Origin of the sequence: Thioalkalivibrio sp. ALE20 (genome assembly GCF_000381405.1) — a bacterium.
In the GTDB taxonomy this organism is placed as follows: Bacteria; Pseudomonadota; Gammaproteobacteria; order Ectothiorhodospirales; family Ectothiorhodospiraceae; genus Thioalkalivibrio.
Genome location: NZ_KB906473.1, coordinates 45,226 through 68,790 on the forward strand (window position 1 = coordinate 45,226; position 23,565 = coordinate 68,790).

The 23,565-nt window shown below is 69.6% G+C and carries 19 protein-coding genes; 9 read left to right on the forward strand and 10 right to left on the reverse strand.

All coding sequences use genetic code 11. The annotated features are described in order from the left end of the window. The first annotated feature begins 9 nt into the window (after nt 1–9). The 4 genes from F790_RS0105745 to F790_RS0105760 all read left to right on the forward strand — a co-directional run bounded on the left by F790_RS0105745 (nt 10) and on the right by F790_RS0105760 (nt 3,955). Entirely contained in the window at nt 10–594 is a 585-nt protein-coding gene (locus F790_RS0105745; RefSeq protein ID WP_018870991.1) for a type 4a pilus biogenesis protein PilO, read from the forward strand. Next, the gene (locus F790_RS0105750; protein WP_018870990.1) at nt 594–1,148 is read left to right on the forward strand and encodes a pilus assembly protein PilP; all 555 of its coding nucleotides are present in this window, start codon (nt 594–596) and stop codon (nt 1,146–1,148) included. Before F790_RS0105745 ends, F790_RS0105750 begins: the two co-directional genes overlap by 1 nt. 19 nt (nt 1,149–1,167) lie before the next feature. After that, nucleotides 1,168–3,309 carry a type IV pilus secretin PilQ gene (pilQ, locus tag F790_RS0105755; RefSeq protein ID WP_019591079.1) on the forward strand — a complete coding sequence of 714 codons (2,142 nt, stop codon included), beginning with the start codon at nt 1,168–1,170 and terminating at the stop codon, nt 3,307–3,309. Nucleotides 3,310–3,409: 100 nt separating this feature from the next. Beyond that, nucleotides 3,410–3,955, forward strand: a complete 546-nt coding sequence (locus F790_RS0105760; RefSeq protein WP_018870988.1) for a shikimate kinase — start codon at nt 3,410–3,412, stop codon at nt 3,953–3,955. Nucleotides 3,956–3,967: 12 nt separating this feature from the next. On the opposite strand, the gene F790_RS0105765 is transcribed toward F790_RS0105760, so the two are convergent. Together F790_RS0105765 and F790_RS0105770 are read right to left on the reverse strand one after the other, a co-directional pair. Further along, entirely contained in the window at nt 3,968–4,408 is a 441-nt protein-coding gene (locus F790_RS0105765; protein WP_019021740.1) for a nuclear transport factor 2 family protein, read from the reverse strand. After that, nucleotides 4,408–4,818: a nuclear transport factor 2 family protein gene (locus tag F790_RS0105770; RefSeq protein WP_019569577.1), complete on the reverse strand. Its 411-nt coding sequence runs from the start codon at nt 4,816–4,818 to the stop codon at nt 4,408–4,410. The genes F790_RS0105765 and F790_RS0105770 overlap by 1 nt, the downstream gene beginning before the upstream one ends. Nucleotides 4,819–5,045: 227 nt before the next feature. On the opposite strand from F790_RS0105770, the gene F790_RS0105775 reads away from it, so the two are divergent. Continuing rightward, nucleotides 5,046–5,939 (forward strand): PfkB family carbohydrate kinase, encoded by an 894-nt coding sequence (locus tag F790_RS0105775; protein ID WP_019591080.1) that lies wholly within the window; start codon nt 5,046–5,048, stop codon nt 5,937–5,939. A gap of 59 nt (nt 5,940–5,998) precedes the next feature. On the opposite strand, the gene F790_RS0105780 is transcribed toward F790_RS0105775, so the two are convergent. From F790_RS0105780 to F790_RS0105795, 4 genes are all read right to left on the reverse strand, one after another. Then, nucleotides 5,999–10,729, reverse strand: coding sequence for a DEAD/DEAH box helicase (locus tag F790_RS0105780; protein WP_019591081.1), 4,731 nt, complete (start codon nt 10,727–10,729; stop codon nt 5,999–6,001). Nucleotides 10,730–11,012: 283 nt separating this feature from the next. Beyond that, nucleotides 11,013–11,321, reverse strand: coding sequence for a hypothetical protein (locus F790_RS0105785; RefSeq protein ID WP_018870983.1), 309 nt, complete (start codon nt 11,319–11,321; stop codon nt 11,013–11,015). Between the two features lie 64 nt (nt 11,322–11,385). Beyond that, complete coding sequence (locus F790_RS0105790) at nt 11,386–12,573, reverse strand: alkaline phosphatase family protein (protein WP_019591082.1); 1,188 nt, start codon at nt 12,571–12,573, stop codon at nt 11,386–11,388. After that, nucleotides 12,573–12,896, reverse strand: coding sequence for a BolA family transcriptional regulator (locus tag F790_RS0105795; RefSeq protein WP_018870981.1), 324 nt, complete (start codon nt 12,894–12,896; stop codon nt 12,573–12,575). Before F790_RS0105795 ends, F790_RS0105790 begins: the two co-directional genes overlap by 1 nt. Before the next feature lie 209 nt (nt 12,897–13,105). Here F790_RS0105795 and F790_RS0105800 point away from each other — a divergent pair, with 209 nt between their 5' ends. Next, a complete protein-coding gene (locus F790_RS0105800) occupies nt 13,106–13,957 on the forward strand; it encodes a type II secretion system F family protein (RefSeq protein WP_019591083.1) in 852 nt (283 codons plus the stop codon). 19 nt (nt 13,958–13,976) lie between these two features. Here the strand turns inward: F790_RS0105800 and F790_RS0105805 are convergent, their stop codons facing one another. After that, the gene (locus F790_RS0105805; protein WP_018870979.1) at nt 13,977–14,531 is read right to left on the reverse strand and encodes a glycine cleavage system protein R; all 555 of its coding nucleotides are present in this window, start codon (nt 14,529–14,531) and stop codon (nt 13,977–13,979) included. Nucleotides 14,532–14,665: 134 nt separating this feature from the next. On the opposite strand from F790_RS0105805, the gene F790_RS0105810 reads away from it, so the two are divergent. Together F790_RS0105810 and F790_RS0105815 are read left to right on the forward strand one after the other, a co-directional pair. Further along, nucleotides 14,666–17,302 (forward strand): PEP/pyruvate-binding domain-containing protein, encoded by a 2,637-nt coding sequence (locus F790_RS0105810; protein ID WP_026332868.1) that lies wholly within the window; start codon nt 14,666–14,668, stop codon nt 17,300–17,302. A gap of 58 nt (nt 17,303–17,360) precedes the next feature. After that, entirely contained in the window at nt 17,361–17,822 is a 462-nt protein-coding gene (locus tag F790_RS0105815) for a UPF0158 family protein (protein ID WP_019591085.1), read from the forward strand. Between the two features lie 102 nt (nt 17,823–17,924). On the opposite strand, the gene F790_RS0105820 is transcribed toward F790_RS0105815, so the two are convergent. The 3 genes from F790_RS0105820 to F790_RS0105830 form a co-directional block, all read right to left on the reverse strand. Continuing rightward, nucleotides 17,925–18,695, reverse strand: coding sequence for an SDR family oxidoreductase (locus tag F790_RS0105820; RefSeq protein ID WP_019591086.1), 771 nt, complete (start codon nt 18,693–18,695; stop codon nt 17,925–17,927). A 59-nt stretch (nt 18,696–18,754) separates the two neighbouring features. After that, on the reverse strand, nt 18,755–19,768 hold the full coding sequence (gene rhuM, locus F790_RS0105825; RefSeq protein ID WP_019591087.1) for a virulence protein RhuM/Fic/DOC family protein: 1,014 nt from the start codon (nt 19,766–19,768) through the stop codon (nt 18,755–18,757). A gap of 93 nt (nt 19,769–19,861) precedes the next feature. Beyond that, entirely contained in the window at nt 19,862–20,683 is an 822-nt protein-coding gene (locus F790_RS0105830) for a TatD family hydrolase (RefSeq protein ID WP_019591088.1), read from the reverse strand. 158 nt (nt 20,684–20,841) lie between these two features. On the opposite strand from F790_RS0105830, the gene pepN reads away from it, so the two are divergent. Continuing rightward, the gene (gene pepN / locus F790_RS0105835) at nt 20,842–23,481 is read left to right on the forward strand and encodes an aminopeptidase N (RefSeq protein ID WP_019591089.1); all 2,640 of its coding nucleotides are present in this window, start codon (nt 20,842–20,844) and stop codon (nt 23,479–23,481) included. Nucleotides 23,482–23,565: the final 84 nt, after the last annotated feature.

Genomic DNA, 23,565 nt, shown 5'->3' on the forward strand with positions numbered 1-23,565 from the left:
GACTGCCCAATGGACCTGAAGAACCTCAACGAGATCGATTTCAACAACATTGGCGAGGCCCCCTGGATCGTCAAGGGGGTGATCCTCCTGGTGATCATCGCCGTGATCCTGGGCCTTACCTACTATTTCGTGATCGACGACCAGCTCAGCGAACTCGAACGGGCGGAGCGCGAGGAACAGCAGCTGCGTGACGAGTTCGAGGAGAAGCAGCAGCGTGCGGCCAACCTCGATGATTACCGCGAACAGCTCGCGGAAATGGAAGACATGTTCGTGGAGCTGCTGGAGCTGCTGCCGACCAGCGCGGAGATCCCCAGCCTGCTGGTGGACGTGTCGCAGACAGCACTGCAGACCGGTCTGGAAATCGAGCTGTTCGAACCGCGCTCCCATCGCGAACGTGATTTCTATGCCGAGGTGCCGATCCGGCTGCGGCTGCGGGGCGACTACGAGGAACTGGCCGAATTCGTCAGCGGCGTCTCCTCGATGCCCCGCGTGGTCACCATGCACGACATGCGCATCCGCCGCGCGGGTGACTCGGACTTCGATCTGGTCATGAACGCCGAGGCGCGAACCTACCGCTATCTGGAGGACAACTGATGAGTCGGATCTCCGTCAGCCCCCGGGTACGGATCCTGGCGGTCGCCGTGCTGGGCGCGGGCCTGCTGGGTGGCTGCGCCCAGGACAAGAGTGACCTTCACAACTATATCGCCGAGGTCCACGAACGGCCGGGTTCGGGCATCGAACCGATCCCGACGCTCGAGCCCCACGAGCCCTACCTGTATCCGGGGCATACCCGTTCACCGTTTGACTCCAGCGTGATCGAGCAGCCTCAGATCGCGGAGGACGAGGGCGAGCCGGGCGATGCCGAAATCGACCCGGACCGGCCGCGGGAATACCTGGAAAGCTACCCGCTGGATTCGCTGTCCATGGTCGGCACCCTGGAACGCGACAACATGCGCTATGCCCTGGTACGGACTCCGGACCGCTCGGTGCAGCAGGTCACGGTAGGCAACTGGATGGGCCAGAACCACGGCCAGATCGTCGAAATCACGCCCACCCGCATCGAGCTGGTGGAAGTGGTTCCGGACGCCTTCGGCGGGCACATCGAGCGCGATAATTCCATCGCCTTGCAGCGGGCCGAAGATCGGTAGGATCCCGGGAGAGACAAACATGGAAATGACATATCGGCACAATGCCGGCAACAGCAACAGGGGGCTGAACATGGGATCTTCCATGCGCGCACTGGCGGGCTCCGCGATGGCGGGCCTGCTGTTCATGGCGTCCCAGGGCGTTTCCGCCCAGGAACTGGAGGATATCCGGGCTGCCAGCATTGGCGGTGACCGGGTGCAGGTGAACCTGCAGTTTTCGGACACCCCGCCCGCGGACATCCGCGCCTTCGCGATTGATTCGCCGCCGCGGATCGCCTTCGACCTGCCGGATGCCGGCAGCGTGATGAGTGACCGTCGCAAGGAATTCAACGTGGGGCCCCTGCTGGAGGCCACCGCGGTGGAATCGGGCGATCGTACCCGGGTGGTGCTCGGACTGACGCAGCCCTCCGAATATCAGACGCGAGTGGATGGCAACAACTTCATCGTGACCCTCGGGCGCGGCGTGACCGAAGCCGACGCGCAGGACGAAGCCGTGGCCGAGCGCGTCGGCGACCCGGAGCCGCGGACGACCCGTTCCGCGCGGCCGGTTGAGCTCACCGACATCGATTTCCGTCGTGGCGACCAGGGCGAGGGTCGTGTCGAGGTGGGGCTGTCGCGCAGTGGTGGTGCCATCGATGTGCGTGAACAGGCCGGCCGTATCGAAATCGAGTTCGATCGGGCCGCCATCGACGAGTCGATGGAGCGGCGTCTGAACGTGGTCGACTTCGCCACCCCGGTGCAAACCATCGACACGGTCGCCGATGGCGACCGGGTCCGCATGGAAGTGGCCACCGAGGGCGAGTACGAGGTCGTCTCCTACCAGAGCGACCGGCAGTACGTGCTGGAGGTGGCGCCGATCACCGAGGCGGAGCGTCAGGCGCGGGAAGAGGAAGAGCGCGAGTTTACCGGCGAGCGCCTGTCCCTGAACTTCCAGGACATCGAGGTCCGCTCGGTCCTGCAGCTGCTGGCCGACTTTACCGACCTGAATATCGTCGTCAGCGACGACGTCGACGGCAACATCACCCTGCGGCTGAACAACGTGCCCTGGGATCAGGCGCTGGACATCATCATGCAGTCCCGCGGCCTGGACAAGCGCATGGAGGGCAACGTGCTGTTCGTGGGGCCGGCGGAGCAGATCGCCGCCCGTGAGCGGCAGCGGATGGAAGCCGAACGTGACCGTCAGGAACTGGAACCGCTGCGCACCGAGTTCGTGCAGATCAATTTCGCCCAGGCGGGCCAGATCGCCGAGCTGATCCGGGGCGAGGAAGACCGCTTCCTCTCCGAGCGCGGCAGCATGACGGTCGACAGCCGGACCAACACGCTGCTGGTCCAGGATACCCAGCGCCGGATCGAGGATATCCGCGAGCTGGTGCGGAACCTGGACGTGCAGGTGCAGCAGGTGCTGGTGGAGACCCGCATCGTCATCGCGGAAGACAGCTTCAATCGCGATCTCGGGGCTCGTTTCGGAGTCAGCGGCTCCCGTTCCCGCGGGCAGACTCATATGGGGTCGAGCGGCTCCATCGGTTCTGCGGATACGACTCGCGGAGGGAGACTGGATAATCCGGGAGCGGATCAGGGGCATCCGACCCTGAATGACCGCCTCAACAGCTCCCTCCCGGCGGACGCGGCCAACGCGGGCCAGTTCGGGTTCAGCATCCTGCGTCGTGGTCTGCTGCTGGACCTGGAGCTGTCGGCGCTGCAGGCCGAGGGACGGGGCGAGATCATCTCCTCGCCGCGAGTGGTGACCACCAATGGCCAGCCGGCCGTGATCGAACAGGGCCAGGACATCCCGATCATCGTGCAGGACGAGGCGGGCAACCCCAATACCGAGCTGGTCGAAGCCTACCTCTCCACCGAGGTGACGCCGCAGATCACGCCGAACGGCAACGTGATCATGGACATCCGCGTGACCAAGGATGAACCGGGCGACGTGGTCTTCGACGACGTCACCATCAACCGCCGCGCCGTGGAGACCCAGGTGTTCGTGGGCGACGGTGAAACGGTGGTCCTGGGTGGCGTCTACGAAATCGACAGCAGCGAACAGGTCCGCGAAGTCCCGTTCCTGGCGGACATCCCGTTCTTGGGCAACTTCTTCCGCAACCGCTCGAGTTCCGAGCAGAAGGCGGAGCTGCTGATCTTCGTCACGCCACGCGTGCTGGACTGAACCTCCTCGGGCCCATGGCGGCCCGCCGGTGGGTGACAGCGAGCCCGGGATCCACGGATCCCGGGTTTTTTTTGCTCCGGAGTCCCGGTAGCCTGCCCGCATGCAGAATATTGTCCTGGTGGGCCCGATGGGGGCCGGCAAGAGTACGATCGGGCGGGGGCTGGCGGGACTTTTGCGCCGGGCGTTCCATGACACCGATGACGAGATCCGCAAGCGCACCGGGGTGGATATCCCGACCATCTTCGAATTCGAAGGTGAGGAGGGCTTCCGGCGGCGCGAGACTGCGGTCCTGGATGCACTGCTGGAGAAGGACGGGATCATCCTGGCGACCGGCGGCGGGATCGTGGAGCGTCCGGAGAACCGGGAACGGCTGAAAGACGCCTTCGTGATCTATCTGCGGGTGCCGGTGGAAGAGCAGTTCCGCCGGACCCGGCGCAGCCGCAACCGGCCGCTGCTGAACCAGGCGGAGGATCCGCGGGCCCGACTGCAGGCGCTGTTCGAGCGGCGAGACCCGCTGTACCAGCAGGTTGCGGACATGGTCCTGGAGGGCCGCGGGCGCCGGGTGCGGGATGCGGTCAACGGGGTGTGCTCGGCGTTGCAGATGAAGCGCCCGGACCTGTGCGAGCCGCGCGCGGGGTCGGAGTAGCCCGCGCGGTGATCAGTGCCGGGTCTGGGTGCCGCCGCCGGCCACGAACATGCCTTCGGGGCTGGGATCCGCGCGGCGCCCGTGAGACGCGTGGTGAAACGCCAGCCGCCAGCCGCCGTCGACGCGCCGCCAGGTCTGGCTGATCAGGATGGTGCCCGTGGGTGCCACGTCGCCCGGCCGGGTGATGGCTTCCTCGATCACCATGCCGAGGCTGTCGTCGGTCTCGAACCGGCCGACGATGCGCGGTTCGATGCCGATGTTGAGTTCGCGCGAGAACACCAGCAGCCAGCTTTCCATCACTTCGGCGGTGCCGCGGTGCGCCCGGGGGCTGCCCGGATGGATGCACACGATGTCGGGGCGGTCGGCCCACAGATCCATCATGTGTTCGATGTCCGCCTCGCGGAACGCCCGGTAGTAGGCGTCCATGCAGGCCTCGACCGCGTCGCCGGCCATCAGTGCACGCTCCGGCGGTTCCAGCGCGAGCGGGTGGTGGGATCGGGGCTGGCGTGGTGCAGCACCATGCGCCAGCTCCGGCCGTCGAAACGGTAGGCGTTGGTGGCCAGGACCATGCCGCGCAGGTCTCCACCCATGTACAGGTGTTCGTGCAGCACGTGGGTGACCAGGTCGCTGCCACCGAGCACGGTGAGGCCGGAGCGTCGGATGACGGTGTCTTCCATGCTGGCGAGAATGTCGTCCCAGCTGTCCATGACCAGTTCAATCCCCTGCAGCCGCTCGCCGCCGGGGTGGATGCAGACGCAGTCGGGCGTGTCCTGCCAGACCGCACGCATGGCTTCCGGATCACCGGCTTCGAACGCGCCGTAGAATGCCTCTTCGGCCGCTTCGGGGGAGGAAAATTTCGCCATGGCCGTCCTGTCCTTTGTCCAGATGATCACGAACGCTCCGCGAACGCGGGGGCGGGCTCCTTGTGCCGGATTCTTTCAGTCCCCGGTCCGCGCGGCGAATTCTGCCAGTATCCGCACCGTTGGGGATACGGGAATCCGGCGGCGGCGCTGGTCGCCGGGCGGGCGGAACGTCACAATGGCGCCCCAGCGGTTTCGTTTCCCTGAATCCTCCGACCGGAGCCCCGCCCATGGCGCGCATACTGACGACCGGCATCGTCACCCTCGATCACGTGCTGGATGTCGACACCTATCCTGCCGAGGACGCCGAGGTGCGTGCGGCCGACAGCCGCGCCCGGCCCGGTGGCAACGCCGCGAACACCGCCGCGCTGCTGGCGCAGTTCGGGCACCGGCCGGAACTGGCCGCGGTGGTGGCGGACGGGGCCGCCGGTGACGACCTGATCCGGCGTCTGCGCGAGCGCGGGATCCACGACCGCCATCTGGTCCGCCGGCCGGGGGCGACGCCGACCTCGCACATCCTGCGCGCCCGCGACACCGGTTCGCGCACCATCGTGCATCACCGGGATCTCCCGGAACTGGCGGTGGAGGACCTGCACGGCGTCGCCTGGGAAGAATACGACTGGCTGCATTTCGAGGGACGCAACCCGGAGGTCCTGGCCCGGGTGCTGGCCACGGTGCGCGACTGCGTGTACGACGCCCCGGTCTCGCTGGAGCTGGAGAAGCCCCGCGACGGGCTGGAGGCCTGCATCCCGTACGCCGACATCCTGATGGTCTCGCGCGACTGGGCGCAGGCGCGTGCGGAGCGCACGGGTGCCGGGGAAGAGCCAGTGGCCGCCTGTGAGGCGGCCCTGCGGGCCCTGATGGAGGAACACCCGGAGGCCATTATCACCGTCACCGGCGGGTCCGCCGGTGCCTGGATCGGGTTCCGCGGCCGCGTGGAGCACTGCGCGCCGACGCCGGGGCTCACGGTGATCGACAGCGTGGGCGCCGGCGACGCCTTCAACGCCGGGCTGATCGACGCCATCGCCTCCGGGGAGCCGCCGGAGCGGGCCCTGGTCGCCGCAGTGCGTCTGGCCGAACGCAAGCTGGCGCAGGACGGCCTCGAAGGGCTGGCCCGGGCCTGACGCCGGGGCTGGTTCGGACCCGATCCGGGTCGAGCCGCGGCCTCCCCGGTCCAGCGGGATCACCGCACCGGTCGGGTCGGCTCCAGCCGCAGCCCGCGCACCTCCCCACGGGCCCCGGCGGTCTGCAGGGATTCGGCCCATGGCGACTGGCGGGCGGGCTGGTCGTTGATCTGTTCCACGGTGATGCCCCGGCGACGTGGCAGCCAGGGCCCGGCCATCAGCCCGCGCAAAGCACCGACGATGCGGTGTTCCCAGTCGGCCGGCTCGATGCGCGTGACATCGGCCGGCCAGATGAACAGCTGCCGCCCGGACGCCGTGAGATAGATCGCCGGACGCCCGTCCACCAGCGCGACCAGTGCCCCGGCGACGCGACGCAGCCGCCGCTGCGCACCCGGGGGTGGCTCGGGCCAGGCCAGCAGCGAGCCCCAGGGCTGGGCCGGGTCCACGGCCGCCAGCCAGCACGCGTCGCCGGCTTCACTGCCGTCGGCTCCGGAGCCCTCCAGCGAGCGCAGTTGGTCGACCACGCCGGCGCGCGCGAACTGGGCCCCCGTCAGTCCCTCGACGAAATGCCCGCGTCGCAGCTTGCCGGCATCCTCCATCGCGCGGCACACGGGATAGATGCGCCCGAACCCGCCCGGCGACTCCTCCGCCCGCGCCATCTCGCGACTGACCACGCCGTAGCGCGCGAGCAGCACCTCGGTGCGGTCGCGGGCGCGTTCGGTGATCTCGATGGTCGGGTCCACCAGATCGCCCACCCGCGACCAGCGTCCGCCGGCGATGCCCGTCTGCCCCCGTCCCGGACCCCTGCCGGCACCCCGTCCGGCGCCGCGTCCGGGCCCCCGGCGGCCGCGCGTCGCGGCGGATCCCCCGCGCTGGCCGAGACCGCGCAGCGGGGCCACCGTGTCGTTGGTGATCAGGCCGGCCCACACGCAGTCCCACAGCGCCGCCTCGATGGCGGCCGCCGGGGCATCCGGTACCGCCTCGCGCGCCGCGCGTTCCAGTTCCATGTAGAAACAGGCCCCGCGCCGGTCGAGGGCATCCAGGATCGCGCGCCTCAGGCGGGCCTCGCTGTCGCCGTCGATCCCGGAAGCGCCGTCATCGGCCGATGCGTCCGACCCCGCGTCCGCGTCGGCCGCCGCAGCCGCTGGCTCCAGCAACGCCCCGGCCTGTTCCCGGCGCAGGAACATCACCCGCCCGTCGCGCTGGCCCAGTGCCCCGCAGCCGACCCAGACGAAGGCCCCGGTGGCCGTGGCCAGGTCCAGCTGTTCCAGCGAGAAGTCCTGCAGCCGCATCGGCAGCACCTGTCCGGTCCAGGCCGACCAGGGCAGGGCGATGCCCTCCAGCTGCGCCAGCACCTCGTGCAGGGCCTCGGTCCCGCGCCCCGGGCGGGTAACCCCCTGCCACTGCGGCAGGAAACGCCCCAGGGTGCCGGCGTCCACCGCGGCGGCCTCCTCGCGCAGCTGCGCGAGGGTGCGGCGCTTGAGCCGGCGCAGCACGTCGGTATCGCACCATTCCTCGCCGTGGCCGCCGGGCCGGATCGCCCCGCGCAGCAGGCGCCCGGCCGCTTCCAGCGCCTCCAGTACCGGGCGCACGGCGGCCTCCGGCAGACCGTAGCGGGCGGCGGGCTGCTCCGCGCGGAACGGGCCGCGATTGCGGGCGTAGCGGATCAGCAGCTGTTCCAGCGGCCGTGCCGGCGCTTGCAGAAAGCCGCCCGGCAGACCCGGCGGGGGCACCACGCCCGCTGCATCGCGGTACAGTGCGGCGTCCTCCGCTGCGATCCAGCGCGGCTCGCCGCCGATGTTCACGCGTACCGCCCGCAGCCCGTCCTGCAGCTGCTGCAGCCACGGCCCGGGAGGCGCCTCGCAGGACGCGGCCAGCTCCGCCTCGCTGCAGTCGCCGAGGCGGCGCAGCAGGTCGTGCAGTTCGTCCGGGTCGGTGGCGCGGGTGCCCGGCGCGGTACGGGCCAGTTCGGCCTCCAGCGCCGCCAGGGCCCCGGGGTCGATCAGCTCGCGCAGTTCGGCCTGGCCCAGCAGTTCCGCCAGCATCCCGCGGTCCAGGGTCAGCGCCTGCGCCTTGCGTTCGGCCACCGGGGCATCCTGCTCGTAGATCCACGCTGCCACCCACGCCGAGACCAGGCTGCGGGCGAACGGCGAGGCGCGTGGCGTCTCTACCTCGTGCACCCGGATCTCGCGCTGCTGCACCCGCTCCAGCAGGTCGCGCAGGGCCTCCATGTCGAACACGTCCGCCAGCAGCTGGCGGTAGGTCTCCAGCACCACGGGGAACTGCGCATGCTGCTGCACCGTGGCCAGCAGCTGCTGGGCCTTCAGGCGCTGGGCCCACAGCGGGGTGCGCTGTCCGGGACGGTTGCGCACCAGCAGCAGGGCGCGGGCGGCGTTCTCGCGGAACAGCGCGGCGAAGCGGCTGGAGCCGGCCGCCTCGCGGGTGACGAGTTCCTCCACCGTGTCCGGGTCGGGGAACAGCGTCGCCGGATCCGGCAGATCCTCGCGATCCGCCAGGCGCAGCACGATGCCGTCGTCGGTGTACATCACCTGGGCCTCGCCCTCGGCGCTGACGCTCAGCTCCGCCTGCAGGGCCATGGCCCACGGGGCGTGCACCCGCGCGCCGAACGGTGACAGGATGCACACCCGCCAGTCGCCCAGTTCGTCGCGGAAGCGTTCCACCACGATGCGCCGGTCGGAGGGTACCGCGCCGGCCGCCTCCATCTGTTCGCCGATGTACTCCGTGAGCTCGTCGGCGGCGGCCGGCGACAGCGGCGCGTTGCGGCAGAGCCAGTCGCTGCGCGCGGCCGGCTCCAGCCGCGCCAGGGTCTCCGCGGCGGCGCCGATGGCGCGCCCCAGTTCCACCGGACGGCCGGGGCCGTCGCCGTGCCAGAACGGCAGCTTGCCGGCCTCGCCGGGGGCGGGCGAGACCAGCACGCGATCGCGGGTGATCGCCTCCACGTGCCAGGTGCTCGCGCCCAGGGTCAGGTTCTCGCCGGTCTTCAGCTCGAAGACCATCTCCTCGTCCAGTTCGCCGATGCGCGGGCCGCCTTCGCCGGCATGCACCGCGTACAGCCCGCGATCGGGGATGGTTCCGGCGTTCAGGCGTGCGGCCATGGCCGCGCCGCGCCGCGGGGTCAGCTCGTCGCGCGCGCGGTCCCAGGCCAGCCACGGGCGCAGATCCGCCAGTTCGGTCCCGGGCAGGTTGCCGGCGAGCATGTCCAGGGTGGCCTCCAGCAGGCCGCGGCCGAGATCGCGCCATGGTGCGGCCCGGGTGACCACGGCGTGCAGCTCGTCCACCGTGCGCGGCTGCTCGCAGACCATGGCCACCAGCTGCTGGGCCAGTACGTCCAGCGGGCGCCGGGGCATCTGCAGGGGTTCCAGCGCCCCGGCGTGCATGCGCTGGCCGATCACCGCGCATTCCAGCAGATCGCCGCGATAGCGCGGCAGCATGAGCGAGCGCGACACCTGGCCGACCCCGTGGCCGGCGCGTCCGGCCCGCTGCAGCCCGCGCGACACCGCACCCGGCGACTCGACCATGACCACCAGATCCACGGCCCCCATGTCGATGCCCAGCTCCAGCGAGCTGGTGGCGATGATCCCGCGCAGGTGGCCGGTCTTCAGCCGGCCCTCGATCTCGGCCCGCCGGCCATGCGATACGCTGCCGTGGTGGGCGGCGACCAGGTCCTCCGGGGTGTCCTCGTCGCAGCGCTCCCGCCACGCCTCGTTGATGCGCTGCACCAGGCGTTCGCACAGGCCGCGGCTGTTGACGAACACAATGGTCGAACGATGCGCGAGGATGGCCTCCAGCAGGCGCGGCTCCAGACTGGCCGCGCGCCCGCCCTGCGGTCCGGTGACCGGCGGGCCGGGCGGGCTGCCCGTTGCCTGCCGGCCCGCGCCCTGCTGCCAGGCCTGGCCCAGCAGTGAGCCGCCGGCGATCGGCGGGGCTTCGGAGCGGGTTTTATCGTCGGCTTCGTCCGCGTCCGCGTCCGCGTCCGCGTTCGCGCCCGGCGCTCCAGAGGCGGACGCCGTCTCCTCCGGAGTGACGATCTCCAGATCCAGCCGCGGCGCTTCGGCGGCATCCACGACCTGCACCTCGCGGTCGCCGCCGAGGAACTGTTGTGCGACCTCGACCGGGTGCACCGTGGCGGACAGGCCGATGCGCTGCGGATCCCGCGCGCAGCGTTCGCTCAGGCGTTCCAGCGACAGCGCCAGATGGGCCCCGCGCTTGCTGCCGGCCAGGGCATGCACCTCGTCGACGATCACCGTGTCCACCGTCTCCAGGGTCGCGCCGGCGCGCGAACCCAGCAGGAGGTAAAGCGATTCCGGGGTGGTGACCAGGATGTCGCCCGGCTCGCGCGCCTGACGCCGCCGCTCCGCCTGCGGCGTGTCGCCGGTGCGGATGTCCACGCGCGGGGTGACGACGGGCCGGCCCTGGCGTGCGGCAGTATGGGTGATGCCGGTCAGCGGCGCGCGCAGGTTGCGTTCCACGTCGGCCGCGAGCGCCTTCAGCGGCGAGACATACAGCACGCGGTAGCCGGGCGTGATTTCGGCTGCGGTGCGCTCCGGATCCGGGGCCCATTCCGGGGCCGATTCCGGGGGCTGTTCCTCCATCCGCCGGTCCAGCGCGTCGAGGAACGCCGCCAGGGTCTTGCCGCTGCCGGTGGGGGCGATCAGCAGGGCGTGCCGGCCCTCGCGGATGACCGGCCAGCCGGCGCTCTGGATCGCGGTGGGGGTGCCCAGGGCTTCGCGGAACCAGGCATCGGTCGCCGGCCCGAAGGGCGTGCTCATTAATCGGCGTTTCCCCAGGGAAACACTGATCAATGTACACGCTCGCGTTGGCACCCCAGGTTTTCCGAGACAAGGCGCGGTGCGCAGCCGGTAGTGGTTCTACCGGCAAGGGCCGCAACGCAGTATCGGGGAACCTGGGGTGCCAACCCCGCAGGGGCTCGGCCGCTTTTGCGCGCGCACGGCGTTGCGACTCCCTTGTGCAGAATGCTGCACGGCAGTCGCCGCGCCTTGTTCGCACGCAAAAGCGACTCGAGCGCGAACGTGGACATTGATCAGCGTTTCCCTAGGCGTGGCCGACGGTGGTGTCGGTGCTGGCGTGGAAGTACTCGCTGTCGCGGGCCAGTTCGTCGACCAGCTCGTGCAGCATGGCCAGGCGGCTCTCGGCATCGGAGAACGGCGAGCATTCCTCGCAGCGCACGTCGCCGCAGGGCTGGCGGCTGTAGAGCCAGAAGTGCACGGCGCCGGCCAGCAGACCGTCGGCGACATCGCCGGTGTCGACCGCGTCGCCGTCCTCGGCAAGGCGGTTGGCCAGGTCGATCAGGCGGCGCGCGGCGTTGTTGTAGCTCTCTTCGGGGCTGTCGGTCTCGTTCATCTTGTATCGGGCTCGCGTTGGCGTTGGGGCCCGGGAGGTCATCTCCGCGGGTCCGCACCCCAGTTTACCGGGAATTGGCCAGCGACCGAAGGAACAGCGGGATGCGGCGTTCCTCGGGCGAGAGCCCGCCGTGCGCGCCGCGGAAGAACGGGCCCTCGTCGTCGGCCGGCGGGTCCACCAGGTAGGCGTCGGCTGCGGGCAGGAGGAGATAGTCACCGGCGCGGGCCCGCAGCTCCGGGTGTTCCGGTCCGGGGCCGAGGGTGGGAGCCGGGGTGTCGCCGGCCATCCAGGCCTCGCACGGCAGCAGGGCGATATCGTCGCCGAAGGCCTGCGCGACGGCGGCCTCGAACGCGGCCTCGCGGCCTTCGCGCACATGGGCCAGCGCGGCGCGCGGTTCGCCGGTCAGGCGGTGCCGCAGGCAGTCCTGCACCGCCGGGGCCTCGCGCAGGTCGAGGCGGCGTTCTACCGGACGCATGCCGTGGTCGGCGGTGGTCAGCATCACCGCGTCGGTCCCGGCGAGCTGGGCGCAGGTGGCGGTGTAGGCGAGATCCAGCTGCTTCAGGTGGTGTTCCACCTCGGGGCTTTCGGGACCGTATTCGTGGCCGAGGTGGTCCAGCTCCGACCAGTAGACGTAGGTGAAATGCGGCCCGGGGTGTGCACGCACGTGGGCGGCCACGCGCGCCGGCAGGTCGCTGATGCCGTCGAAGCCGACAAACCCCGCACCCTCGCTCATCATCCGATTGTAGGGGGCGTGGCCGATCCACTTCGGGCCGATGAAGGTGCTGGGGCATCTGAGGCGGTCGATGATCCGGTCCGGCTGCACCCGGGCGGCGAGTTCGCGATGGTCCAGCCGCGCGGGCTGGTCGTCGGCGCCGCGCTCCTCCGCCATCAGCACCGTCAGGGTGCGCGCCGGTTCGGCCAGCCGGGTGTGCCAGCCCAGCAGGCCGTGGTGCGCCGGGTGCCGGCCGGTAAGGATGCTGGTGATCGCGGTGGCCGTGGTGCTGGGGAACACCGTCTCCAGCGTGGCGTGGTGGTCGGCCTGCATCAGGGGGGTGTGCCGCCGGTAGTCGTCGGCGAAGCCGTCGATCAGCCACAGCACCACGTGGGTATCCGGGCCCAGGGCCGGGTCGATGTCGGCCAGGGCACCGGCATGTGCCGGCGCGTCCGGATTGAGGGCCGCCTCGATCCGTCCCAGCAGGTCCATCAGCCCCGGCCCGTCATGGCGGGCACGCAGGATCTCGGCGACGGACATCAGGCCTTCGCGCCGCCGTCACCGCCCTCGCACGGGGGTGAATCGGCCACCTTGCCCGCGCGCTCGAACCACTGATCCGGGTCCAGGGTATGCAGTGCCAGCGCGTGGATCCCGCCGGCGAGTTCGTCGGCCAGGGTGCGGTTCACCATGCGATGGCGCGCGACCAGCTTCTGATCGCGGAAGGCTTCGGAGACGATGGTCACCTTGAAGTGCGATTCCGAGCCCGGCGGCACGTTGTGCATGTGGCTCTCGTTCTCTACCGCCAGATGCACCGGCTCGAACTCCGCCTCCAGTTTTGCGGTGATCTGTTCCTGCATGCTCATGGGAGACTCCTGTTCAGGATCGGCGTGACGAAAATGGCCCACCAGTCTGCCCCGACAGGCACGGATGTCCAGATCCGCCGCCCGCGGGGCGGGCGTTTCCCAAGGGATGACGCAGCACGGTGGAGGGTTATACTGAGCGGCTTGTCCATGTGGCCGGGAGCCATGCATGACCCCAGTGATCCAGGATACGGGTGCCTTTCGTCGCTGAAATGAAACGCGTGCAGCACCTCGACGAGCTGGCAACCCTGCTGGAGGCAGGGGTCGACTGGCAGCGGGCCAGCGGGGTGGTGGGCCTGCCCGCCGGCCGCGCCGACCCGGTGCGCGCGCTGGAGACAGCCGGCTGGGTCCGCCCCGAAGAGCGGCCGCTGCTGAAAGCTCTGAAGGTTGCCGGGCGGCTGGACCGGGCCCTGCGACTGCTGGCCGACCGGCTGCATCGCGAGGAGAACACCGAACGGCGGATCCGTGCCCGGTTGCTGCTGCCGGCGCTGCTCTGGGTGGTGGCGCTGGTGCTCGCGCCCCTGCCGGCGCTGTTCCGGGGCGTGCTGGATGGCCCCGGTTACCTGTTTGCCGTACTTCAGCCGCTGGTGGTGACCGGGTTGCTGGTCTGGGCCGCGTTTCGTTTCTGGCGCCCCCTGCTGCAGGTGTGGCACCGCTGGTGGCTGCGGCCCGGGCGCCTGCCCGGGGCTGGCCGGCGGCAGGCGCTGTTGCAGGATCTGGGGCTGGTTCTCGGGGCCGGTGTGCCGGCGGATCAGGCCCTGCAGGGCCTGGCCGCGGCGGAAACCGGCGAGCTCCGGCGGCGACTGAACACGGCGGCGACGGCCTGTGCGGAGGGGCTGCCGTTGGTGGAGGCGCTGCGACGCGAGGCCTTGCTGGACCCCGACCGCGAACCCGGGCTGCTGTCCTCCGGCGAGGCGGCCGGCCGTCTGCCCTCGGTGCTGCAGTACCGCGCCCGCGAGCTGGACGGGCATCTGGCCCTGCGTCGCGAGATCGTGGCCGAATGGCTGCCGCGCGGAGTGTACCTGCTGGTGCTGGTCTACATCGGCTACTGGCTGGTGGTCTGAATCACCCGGGATGGCCTGTTCAGGGGGTTTCCGCCGTTTCGGCCTCCGGATCGCGGAGTTCGAGATCGACCATCAGCTCGTTGGCCAGGGCTTCCAGATCGTCCTGCAGGGAGTGCAGGTCCACGCCTTCGGGCACCCCGAGGCGGGCGCGGGCACGGAACATCGGCTCGCCGGTCATCGAGGCCGGCTCGACGGCCGTGTCCAGGTTCTCCACGCCCACGCCGTGACGCGACAGCACGGCGGTGATGTCCTGCACGATACCGGGCCGGTCGTGCCCCATCAGGTCCAGCAGCACCTTGTGCCGCGCGGGGACGGGCTCCGGCACCGGCAGGTCGTCGCCCCGCTGGATGTGGATCTGCAGACCCTCGCCTTCCAGCTCCCGCAGCGCGGTCTCCAGGGCGTCGACGCCTGCGGTGTCGGCCTCCAGCATCACCACCCCTGCGAACTGCCCGGCCAGCTGCGCCATGCGGCTCTCCAGCCAGTTACCGCCGGCCTCGTGCGCACGGGCCGCCACCTTGCTGACCAGCCCCGGGCGATCCGGACCGATCAGTGTGAGAATTACCGAAGTCTTCATGGTCGATCTCCTGTCTTCTGGCGCCGCAGCGGATCCTCCATCGTACGGCAAGTCCGGGCTGGCGGGTATCGTGGTGCCGGGGCAGGGCGAACGTGTACATTGAGCCGGATTTCCCCGGGCCGCACGGGCGCACCATGACCATCGATCCGCAGGCGCAGCAGGAAGCCATCTCCACCGGGCTGGAAGGCCTGGACCGGGTGCTCGACGGGCTGCGCATCGGCGATAACGTGGTCTGGCGGGTCGACGAGATCGAGGATTATCGGCGCTTCGTCGAGCCGTTCGTGGCGGCGGCCCGTGCCCAGGACCGCTCCATCATCTATCTGCGCTTCGGCTCCCACCCGCCGCTGGTGGAGGCCGGCCCGGGGGTCGAGGTGGTGGCCATCGACGCCCTGCGCGGCTTCGAGCCGTTCACCCGCCACGTCTTCCGCCTGGTCACCGAGTACGGGCGCGGCGCGTTCTATCTGTGCGACTGCCTGTCGGATCTGCTGGATGCCTGGGCCACCGATCACATGGTGGGCAACTTCTTCCGCGCCATCTGCCCGTACCTGTACGAGATGGACACGGTGGCCTGGTTCGCGCTGCATCCGCACAGCCATTCGCATACCACGCTGTCGCGCATCCGCGAGACCACGCAGGTGCTGATCGACGTGCGCCGCGCCGGCGAGGCGGTGCACGTGCAGCCGGTGAAGGTATGGCAGCGCAGCTCGCCGACCATGTTCCTGCCACACCGCCAGCGCGGCACGCAGTTCGAGCCGGTGGTGGACAGCAGCGAGGCCACGCGGCTGCAGGCCTTGCTGGAGGAACAGCGTCCCGGGCAGCAGCACGGGCGGCAGCTGCTGGACTACTGGGATCGCCTGTTCCTCGCCGCCTCCGACGCGCTGGCGGAGGGGACGCCGGCGGTCGACCGCGCCCGGGTACAGGACGAGATCCTGCGGGTGCTGATCGGCCGCGACGAGCGCATGCTGGAACTGGCGCGGCGCCACCTCGGTCTGGAGGAGCTGCTGGCGATCCGCAGCCGCATGGTCGGCAGCGGCTACATCGGCGGCAAGGCCGCGGGCATGTTGCTGGCGCGGCGCATCCTGCTGGCGCAGGACCCGCAGCGCTGGGGGCGGGTGCTGGAGCCCCACGACTCGCACTTCATCGGCGCGGACGTGTACTACGCCTATCTGGTGCACAACGGCTGGTGGCCGCGGCTGATGCGCCAGCGCACCGCGGAGGGCTATTTCGACGAGGCGCACGGCCTGCGCGAGGACATGCTGCACGGCGAGATCCCGCCGGAGGTGCGCCGCGAACTGGAGCGGGTACTCGACCACTATGGTCAGTACCCGATCCTGGTGCGTTCCAGCAGCCTGCTGGAAGACGGCTTCGGCAACGCCTTTGCCGGCAAGTACGAGAGCGTGTTCTGCGTGAACCAGGGCAGTCCGGGCGAGCGTCTGGCGCAGCTGGAGGACGCCATCCGCCGGGTCTATGCCTCGACCATGAGCGACGACGCGCTGAGCTATCGCCACCAGCGCGGCCTGATGGATCAGGAAGAACCCATGGCGCTGCTGCTGCAGCGGGTCAACGGCCGCTACCACGGGCGCTATTACCTGCCGGAGGCCGCCGGGGTCGGGGTCTCGTGGAACACCTTCGTCTGGGACGGCGCGCTGGATCCGTCCGCCGGGATGCTGCGCCTGGTGCTGGGGCTGGGTACCCGCGCGGTCGACCGGGTCGCGCGCGACCATGCCTGCGTGGTCGCGCTGGACCGGCCCGAGCGGCGGCCGTTTCACAGCCGGGACGAGTTGTACCGCTACTCGCAGCACGCCGCCGATGTGCTCGACATCGAGGCCAACCGCGAGGCTGCCGTGCCCGTCCAGCAACTGGCCGGGACCGCACCGGACCTGCCGCTGAACCTGCTCGGCGAGATCGACCGCGAGGCCGGCCGCCGCGCCCGCGAGCAGGGGCGCGACGAGCGCCTGTGGCGGGTGACCTTCACCCCGCTGCTGCAGCGCACCGGCTTCGCCCCGCTGATGCGCGACCTGCTCAAGACCCTGGAGGCCGCCTATGCCCACCCGGTGGACGTCGAGTTCACCGTGCATCTCGACGCCGACGGCAACGCCGGCGTGAACCTGGTGCAGTGCCGGCCGCTCGCCACCCTGGGCAGCGACCGGCCGGTGGAACTGCCGGACGGGGTTGACCCGCAGCGCCTGTTTTTCGCCAGTGACGGCCGCTTCATGGGCGGCAATCTGGACCTCGCCATCGATCGCGTCATCCGCGTGGACGGCGCACGCTACGCCGTGTTGCCCCGCCCGCAGAAATACGCCGTGGCCCGCCTGGTCGGTGCCCTCAACCGCCAGTACGCCCGTCCCGAAGACTGTGCCACGCTCCTGGTCGGCCCCGGCCGCTGGGGCACCAGCACCCCCGAACTGGGCGTGCCCGTGCGCTTCGCCGACATCGACCGCGTGCGCATGCTGGTGGAGGTAGCCGACTCCGACGCCGGCATCGTCCCCGACCTCTCATTCGGCAGCCACTTCTTCCAGGACCTGGTGGAGGCGCGGATCGCCTATGCCGCGCTGTTCCCCGCCGAACCGGGCTGCGAGTACCACCCCGCCTGGCTCGACGGGTGCCCCGCGCACACGCCCGAGGTCGATCCAGAAGTCGCCCTCGGCGAGCCCGTGGACCCCGCCGTACGCGCCACCGTGCAGGTCCACGACACCCGCGACGCCGCCCTGCGGGTGGTCGCCGATGTGGTGCAGCAGCGCCTGCTCGCCTGTCAGCCCGGCAACCGCTAAAATCCGCTGCGGCCGGTCGCGTGAAGACGATGTGGACTGCTGTGCAGAGGAGGTCGCGATGCCGCTCCCGGTGGTGTTGAAGGATGTCCTGGAACAGATGGATCCGCTAACGGATGGCTGGCAGACCTATGTCCAGCGGGCGACCGGTGAGGTGGTGGGCTTCAGCGATGAAGACGAGATCCTGGCCGAGGAAGATCCGGAGGAGCTTCCGGAGTGGCAGCAGGAGGTGCTGCACACGGTACGGGCCGTACATGCTTCGGATGACTATGTGCGGCTTCCCGACCCGTTCGATTTTGACGAGTACGGGGTGATGGATCAGTTCTGCCGTCTGCAGGAAGATCCGGACCTGCGCTCCGAACTGCTGGAGGCCATCCGGGGTCGCGGTGCGTTCCGCCGGTTCAAGGACCTGATCCATGACAGGGGGACCGACCAGGACTGGTATGCCTGTCGCGACCAGGCGCTGAAAGCGTTTCTCGCCGATTTTTTCGAGGCGGAGGGTATCCCTTTCGTCGACGAGTAGGCGCAGGCCTCGCACTGTCCGGGAAAGGGTTTGCGGAGGGGTCTCCCGTTCCGCGGCGGAGCCGGTGCGTGATGTGTGGCGGCCAGTGGCGATCCAGGGGCGTTAGTCGTGGTAGAGCATGCGCCGGGTCATGCCGCCGTCGGCGGTCCAGATCTGGCCGGTGACGAAGCCGGAATCCGGGCCGAGCAGGAAGGCGGTGAGGGCGGCGATGTCGCCGGGCTGGCCGACGCGCCCGGCCGGATGCTGGGTGTGGTCCTGTGCGGACAGCGGCTCGGCCTGTTGCTGGCCGGGGCCGCGGGTGTCGATCCAGCCGGGGCGGATGGCGTTGACGCGGACTTCCGGGCCGGCGCTGACGGCCAGCGCGTGGGTGAAGGCGTCCAGTCCGCCCTTGCTGGCGGCGTAGGCCTCGGTGTCCGGCTCGGACTGCAGCGCGCGGGTGGAGCTGATGTTGACGATGGCGCCCCGGCGGCGGCGCAGCAGGGGCAGGGCGTGCTTGGCGAGCAGGAAAGCGCCGGTCAGGCTGGTATCCAGCCAGCGCTGCCAGTCGGCCAGGTCCAGCCCTTCCAGTGGACCGGAGTGCGGGTCGCTGATGCCGGCGTTGTTCACCAGGGCATCCAGGCCGCCGTGCCATTCCTCCGTGCGCCGGATGGCCTCGCGGACCTGTTCCTCGTCGCGGACATCCAGCGCGATGGCGCGGGCGGCGGGGCCCAGGCGCGTGGCGGCCCGTTCGCATTCGGGGCCGTCGATATCGGCCAGCACCACCTGCCAGCCACCCCGCACCAGGTGCTCGGCGATCCCGAGCCCGATCCCGCGCGCCGCGCCGGTGACCAGCGCGACCCGAGAGTGACTTTGATGGGGTGTGTGCTCAGCCATGGAAAGTCACCGGTCAGCCTTGCTGCCCACGGATAGGGTGCTACGCGTGGCGACGTGAGTCATGCGGGGTCGGTCTCGTGCGCGAGCATGTTCATGATCAGGCGGATCATCGTTTCCTTGTTGTCGGGGTCGGATTCCGCCACCAGCAGGGTCAGGGCGGTCAGGCCAACATCGTTGATCACGGGCTCGCCGGCTGGGCTGATGAGACGGTGATTCCGATGCAGGAAGTCGACGAACAGGTAGGCAGCGCTGCGTTTGTTGCCGTCGGAGAACGGGTGGTTCTTGATCACGAAATACAGCAGGTGCGCAGCCCTGGACTCGACCGTAGGGTAGGCCGGTTCGCCGAATACGGACTGGTCCAGGTTGCCCAGTAGCGACTCGAAGCCGTCTCCGCGTTCCTGGGCGAAGAGTTCGGTTGCCTGTTTCTTTGCGACAAGGTCTTTCTTGAGCGTGGCGAGGGCGCCGCGCGCCTCTTCGGGGGTTGGAAGTGTGCCTCCGGTTTCGGCTCCGGGTTCGGTCAGGAGGCCTTCGTCGTAGCGCTGCAGCAGGAGGAAAGTCTGGGCGTAGCGGGTCACGATGTCGACCAGCCCGCGACCGGCTTCCACGCCGGGTCCCGGGCTGCGGGCGGTACGGCGCACCAGCTCCAGTGCCGCTTCGAGTTCGCGGGCGTTGGTTTCGAATCGCTGGCGGTTGAGGGTCCAGCCGCGCGTCAGGTGTTCGCGCAGTACGCGAGTGGCCCATTGGCGGAAGCGCACAGCACGGCGGGAGTTGACCCGGTAGCCGACCGAGATGATGGCGTCGAGGTTGTAGTGCTTGATGCGTCGTGAGACCTGGCGAGCGCCTTCCTGTCGAAGTACCGAGGAATCCTCGGTAGTTGACGGTTCATCGAGTTCGTCGTCTTTGTAGATGTTCTTCAGATGCAGACCGACGTTGTCGGTTGAGGTGTCGAAGAGCTCGGCCATCTGCCGCTGCGTCAACCAAACGGTATCGCGTCCGGTGTCCAGTCGGACTTCCACGATGTGGTCGGCATCATCTTCGTAGATGACGATCGGGGTTTCGTCTTCCCGGGTCATGTCGGCTCCTCTTCCCTGAGGGGGTGCTGTTTTATAACTTTTTCCTGGCTGTGTTTCCTGTCACCAGCTGGCCGGGTGGATGCTCTCACCGTGTTACTCGCCTGATGCCGGCGGGAGGTTGTAGAAGGCGCGGGCGGTGGCGGTGGTGTGGGCGGCGAGGTCTTCCGGGGTCTCGTCGCGCAGCTGGGCCACGAATTCGCCGATGTGGGGGAGGAAGGCGGGCTCGTTGCGCCGGCCGTTGCCGATCTTCTTGCCGGTGCCCTTGGGCAGGGTGCGCGGCAGGAGGTAGGGGGCGTCGGTCTCGATCATCAGGCGACCGCGCGGGATGGTCGGCACCAGCGGGTGCAGGTGCTTGCCGCGGCGCTCGTCGCAGACCCACCCGGTGATGCCGATGTGGCAGTCGAGGTCGAGGTATTCGGCCAGAGCGTCGGCCTCGCCGGTGAAGCAGTGCACCACGGCGGCCGGCACCTTGTCGCGCCAGCGGCGCAGGATCTGGGCGAAGTCGTGGTGGGCGTCGCGCTCGTGCAGGAACACCGGCAGGCCGAGATCGGCGGCCAGTTCCAGCTGGGCCTCGAAGGCGATGCGCTGCTGCGGGCGCGGCGAGTGGTCACGGTTGTAGTCCAGCCCCATCTCGCCCATGGCGACGACGTTGGCGTCCGCGCGGGCGAGGTCACTGAACCGCGCGGCGGTCGCGTCGGTCCACTGTTTTGCCAGGTGCGGATGCACGCCCAGGGTGGCGCGGCAGCAGTCCGGGTACTGGTCGGCGATCTTCAGGCACTTCTCGCTCTGGTGGGCGTCGGCGCCGGTGATCAGCATCCAGGACACGCCGGCCTCGCGCGCGCGCTCGAGCACCTCGTCGCGTTCCTTGTTGAAGGATTCGTGGGTCAGGTTGAAGCAGATATCGATCCATTCCATGCGCGGTATGCTAACGGATTGGACGCACAGTGCCAGTTCCCCGGCTCCGTCATTGCGGAAACCCGGCCGTTACAATGACGGCGCTGGCGTCCGGGTTTGGAGTGGATGCAGCGGCGGCGTGTTAAACCACTGGCAATGTTTTTGATCTGGAGTCTGGAATGCGTGATGCGAACCCCCAGCCGGTCTATCTGAGCGAGTACCAGTCGCCGGCGTTCGAGGTGGAGAACCTGGAGCTGGATTTCGATCTGGCGGCGGCGACCACCGAGGTGACGACGCGCATGGCGGTGCGCCGCAACCCGCAGGCGGCGGAGCCGGGGGCGCCGCTGCGGCTGTACGGGGATGGCGTGGAGCTGGTGTCGCTGACGGTGGATGGCGCCGAGCCGGGCGAGGGCATGCTGGAAGAAGACGCCGACGGCCTGCTGCTGCACGGCCTGCCGGAGGCGGCGCGGCTGGAGATCGTCAGCCGCTGTCACCCGGAGCAGAACACCGCGCTGGAAGGCCTGTACGCCTCCAGCGGAAACCTGTGCACCCAGTGCGAGCCGGAGGGCTTTCGCCGCATCACGTTCTTCCCCGATCGCCCGGATGTGCTGACGACCTACCGCGTGCGCCTGGAGGCGGACCGGTCGCAGTACCCGGTGCTGCTGGCCAACGGCAACCGCGTGGAGGCCGGCGAGCTGGACGGCGGGCGTCACTACGCGGTGTGGGAGGACCCGTTCCCCAAGCCGTCGTACCTGTTTGCGCTGGTCGCCGGGGATCTGGCCTGTCAGCGCGACACCTTCACCACCATGTCCGGGCGCGAGGTGGCGCTGGAGCTTTATGTGGAGGCGCACAACGCCGATCGCTGCGATCACGCGCTGGCCTCGCTGAAGAGGGCGATGCGCTATGACGAGGAGGCCTTCGGCCGCGAATACGATCTGGACGTGTACATGATCGTCGCGGTGGACGACTTCAACATGGGGGCGATGGAGAACAAGGGGCTGAACCTGTTCAACGCCAAGTTCGTGCTGGCCAGCGCCGACACCGCCACCGACGACGACTTTGTCGCCATCGAGTCGGTGATCGCCCACGAGTATTTCCACAACTGGTCCGGCAACCGCGTGACCTGCCGCGACTGGTTCCAGCTGTCGCTCAAGGAAGGGCTTACGGTCTTCCGCGACCAGGAGTTCACCACCGACTGCACGCTGTTCGGGGTCAAGCGCATCGACGATGTCTCGCTGCTGCGTGCCCATCAGTTCCCCGAGGACGCCGGTCCGCTGGCGCACCCGGTGCGCCCGGATCATTACGCCGAGATCAACAACTTCTACACCCTGACGGTGTACGAGAAGGGCGCGGAGCTGATCCGCATGCTGCGCACCCTGATCGGGCGCGAGACCTTCCGCCGCGGGCTGGATGTCTATTTCGAGCGCTTCGACGGTCAGGCGGTCACCACCGACGACTTCGTGGCCGTGATGGCCGAGGTCAGCGGGCGCGACCTCACGGCGTTCAAGCGCTGGTACACCCAGGCCGGAACCCCGCACGTGACTGCCGCCACCGCGCAGGATGGCTCCACCGGCGAGTTCCGTATCAGCCTGGGGCAGTACACCCCGCCGACGCCGGGTCAGGAACACAAGGAGCCGGTGGTCATCCCGGTACGGGTGGCGATGCTGGATGCCGACGGGCGGCGCATCCGCGGGCGCCTGGAGGGCGGCCCGGAACAGGATGAATGGGTGCTGGAGCTCGACCGCTCGGAGCGCAGTTTCCATTTCGACGAGCTCTCGGCGACCCCGCAGGCCGTGTCCTGGCTGCGCGGTTTCTCCGCGCCGGTGATCCTGGAGGCCAACCAGAGCGCGACGACTCTCGCCCACCTGCTGGCCCATGACGACGATGCCTTCAGCCGCTGGGAAGCGGCGCAGACCCTCATGCGGCGTGCGATCCGGGCGCGCATCGAGGATGACGCCGCCGACCCGGTGCTGGAGGCGGAGATCCAGCACGCCCTGGCGGCCCTGCTGGAGGATCCGGCGATCGAGCCCGTGCTGCTGGCCACGATCCTCCAGCTGCCGCCGCCGCGCGAGCTGGCGGAGCTGTTCGACTGCGTGGACCCGGTGCGCCTGCGGGCCGAACGTGATGCCCTGGAGGCGCGGCTGTACGCCCCGCTGGCGGACCGGCTGCGTGACCGCCAGCCGAAGCTGGACGACATCGACAACGGCGCGTTCACCGCCGATGCCATGGGGCAGCGGCGCCTGCGCAACCGCCTGCTGGCACTGCGGGTGGCGGCCGGCGACGAATCCGCGGTGCCCGAGGTGCTTGAGCAGTACCGCAAGGCCCGCAGCCAGACCATGCGCATGGGGGCGTTGAACGCCATCAACGACCTGAACCATGAGGCTCGGGGCCTGCTGCTGGCCGACTTCGAGCGGCGCTACCACGACGACCCGCTGGTGCTGGACAAGTACTTCGGCCTGCAGGCGGCCAGCCAGGTGCCGGGCGGCTTCGACCGCCTGGAGTACCTGCTGCAGCATCCCGGGTTCCGCTGGTCCAACCCCAACCGCGTGCGTGCGGTGCTGGGCCCGTTCATGGCCCGCAACGAACGCCATTTCCACCAGGCCGACGGCGAGGGCTATCACCGCATTGCCGGCTTCGTGGAGAAGCTGGACAGGATGAACCCGCAGACCGCCGCGCGTCTGGTGCAGCCGCTGACCCGCTGGCGCAAGGTGGATCCGGCGCGCGGCGAGCAGATGCGCGCGGAACTCGAGCGCCTTGCCGCCCTCGAAACCTCGCGCGACCTGCGTGACGTGATCGAGCGCGCGCTGACCGACGCCTGAATCGGTCAGAGGGCTGGCCTCCTGCAGTCCGGGGTGCCCCACCCCTTGTGGGAGCGCAGCCCCCTGCGCGATGCGGCGCGGGAG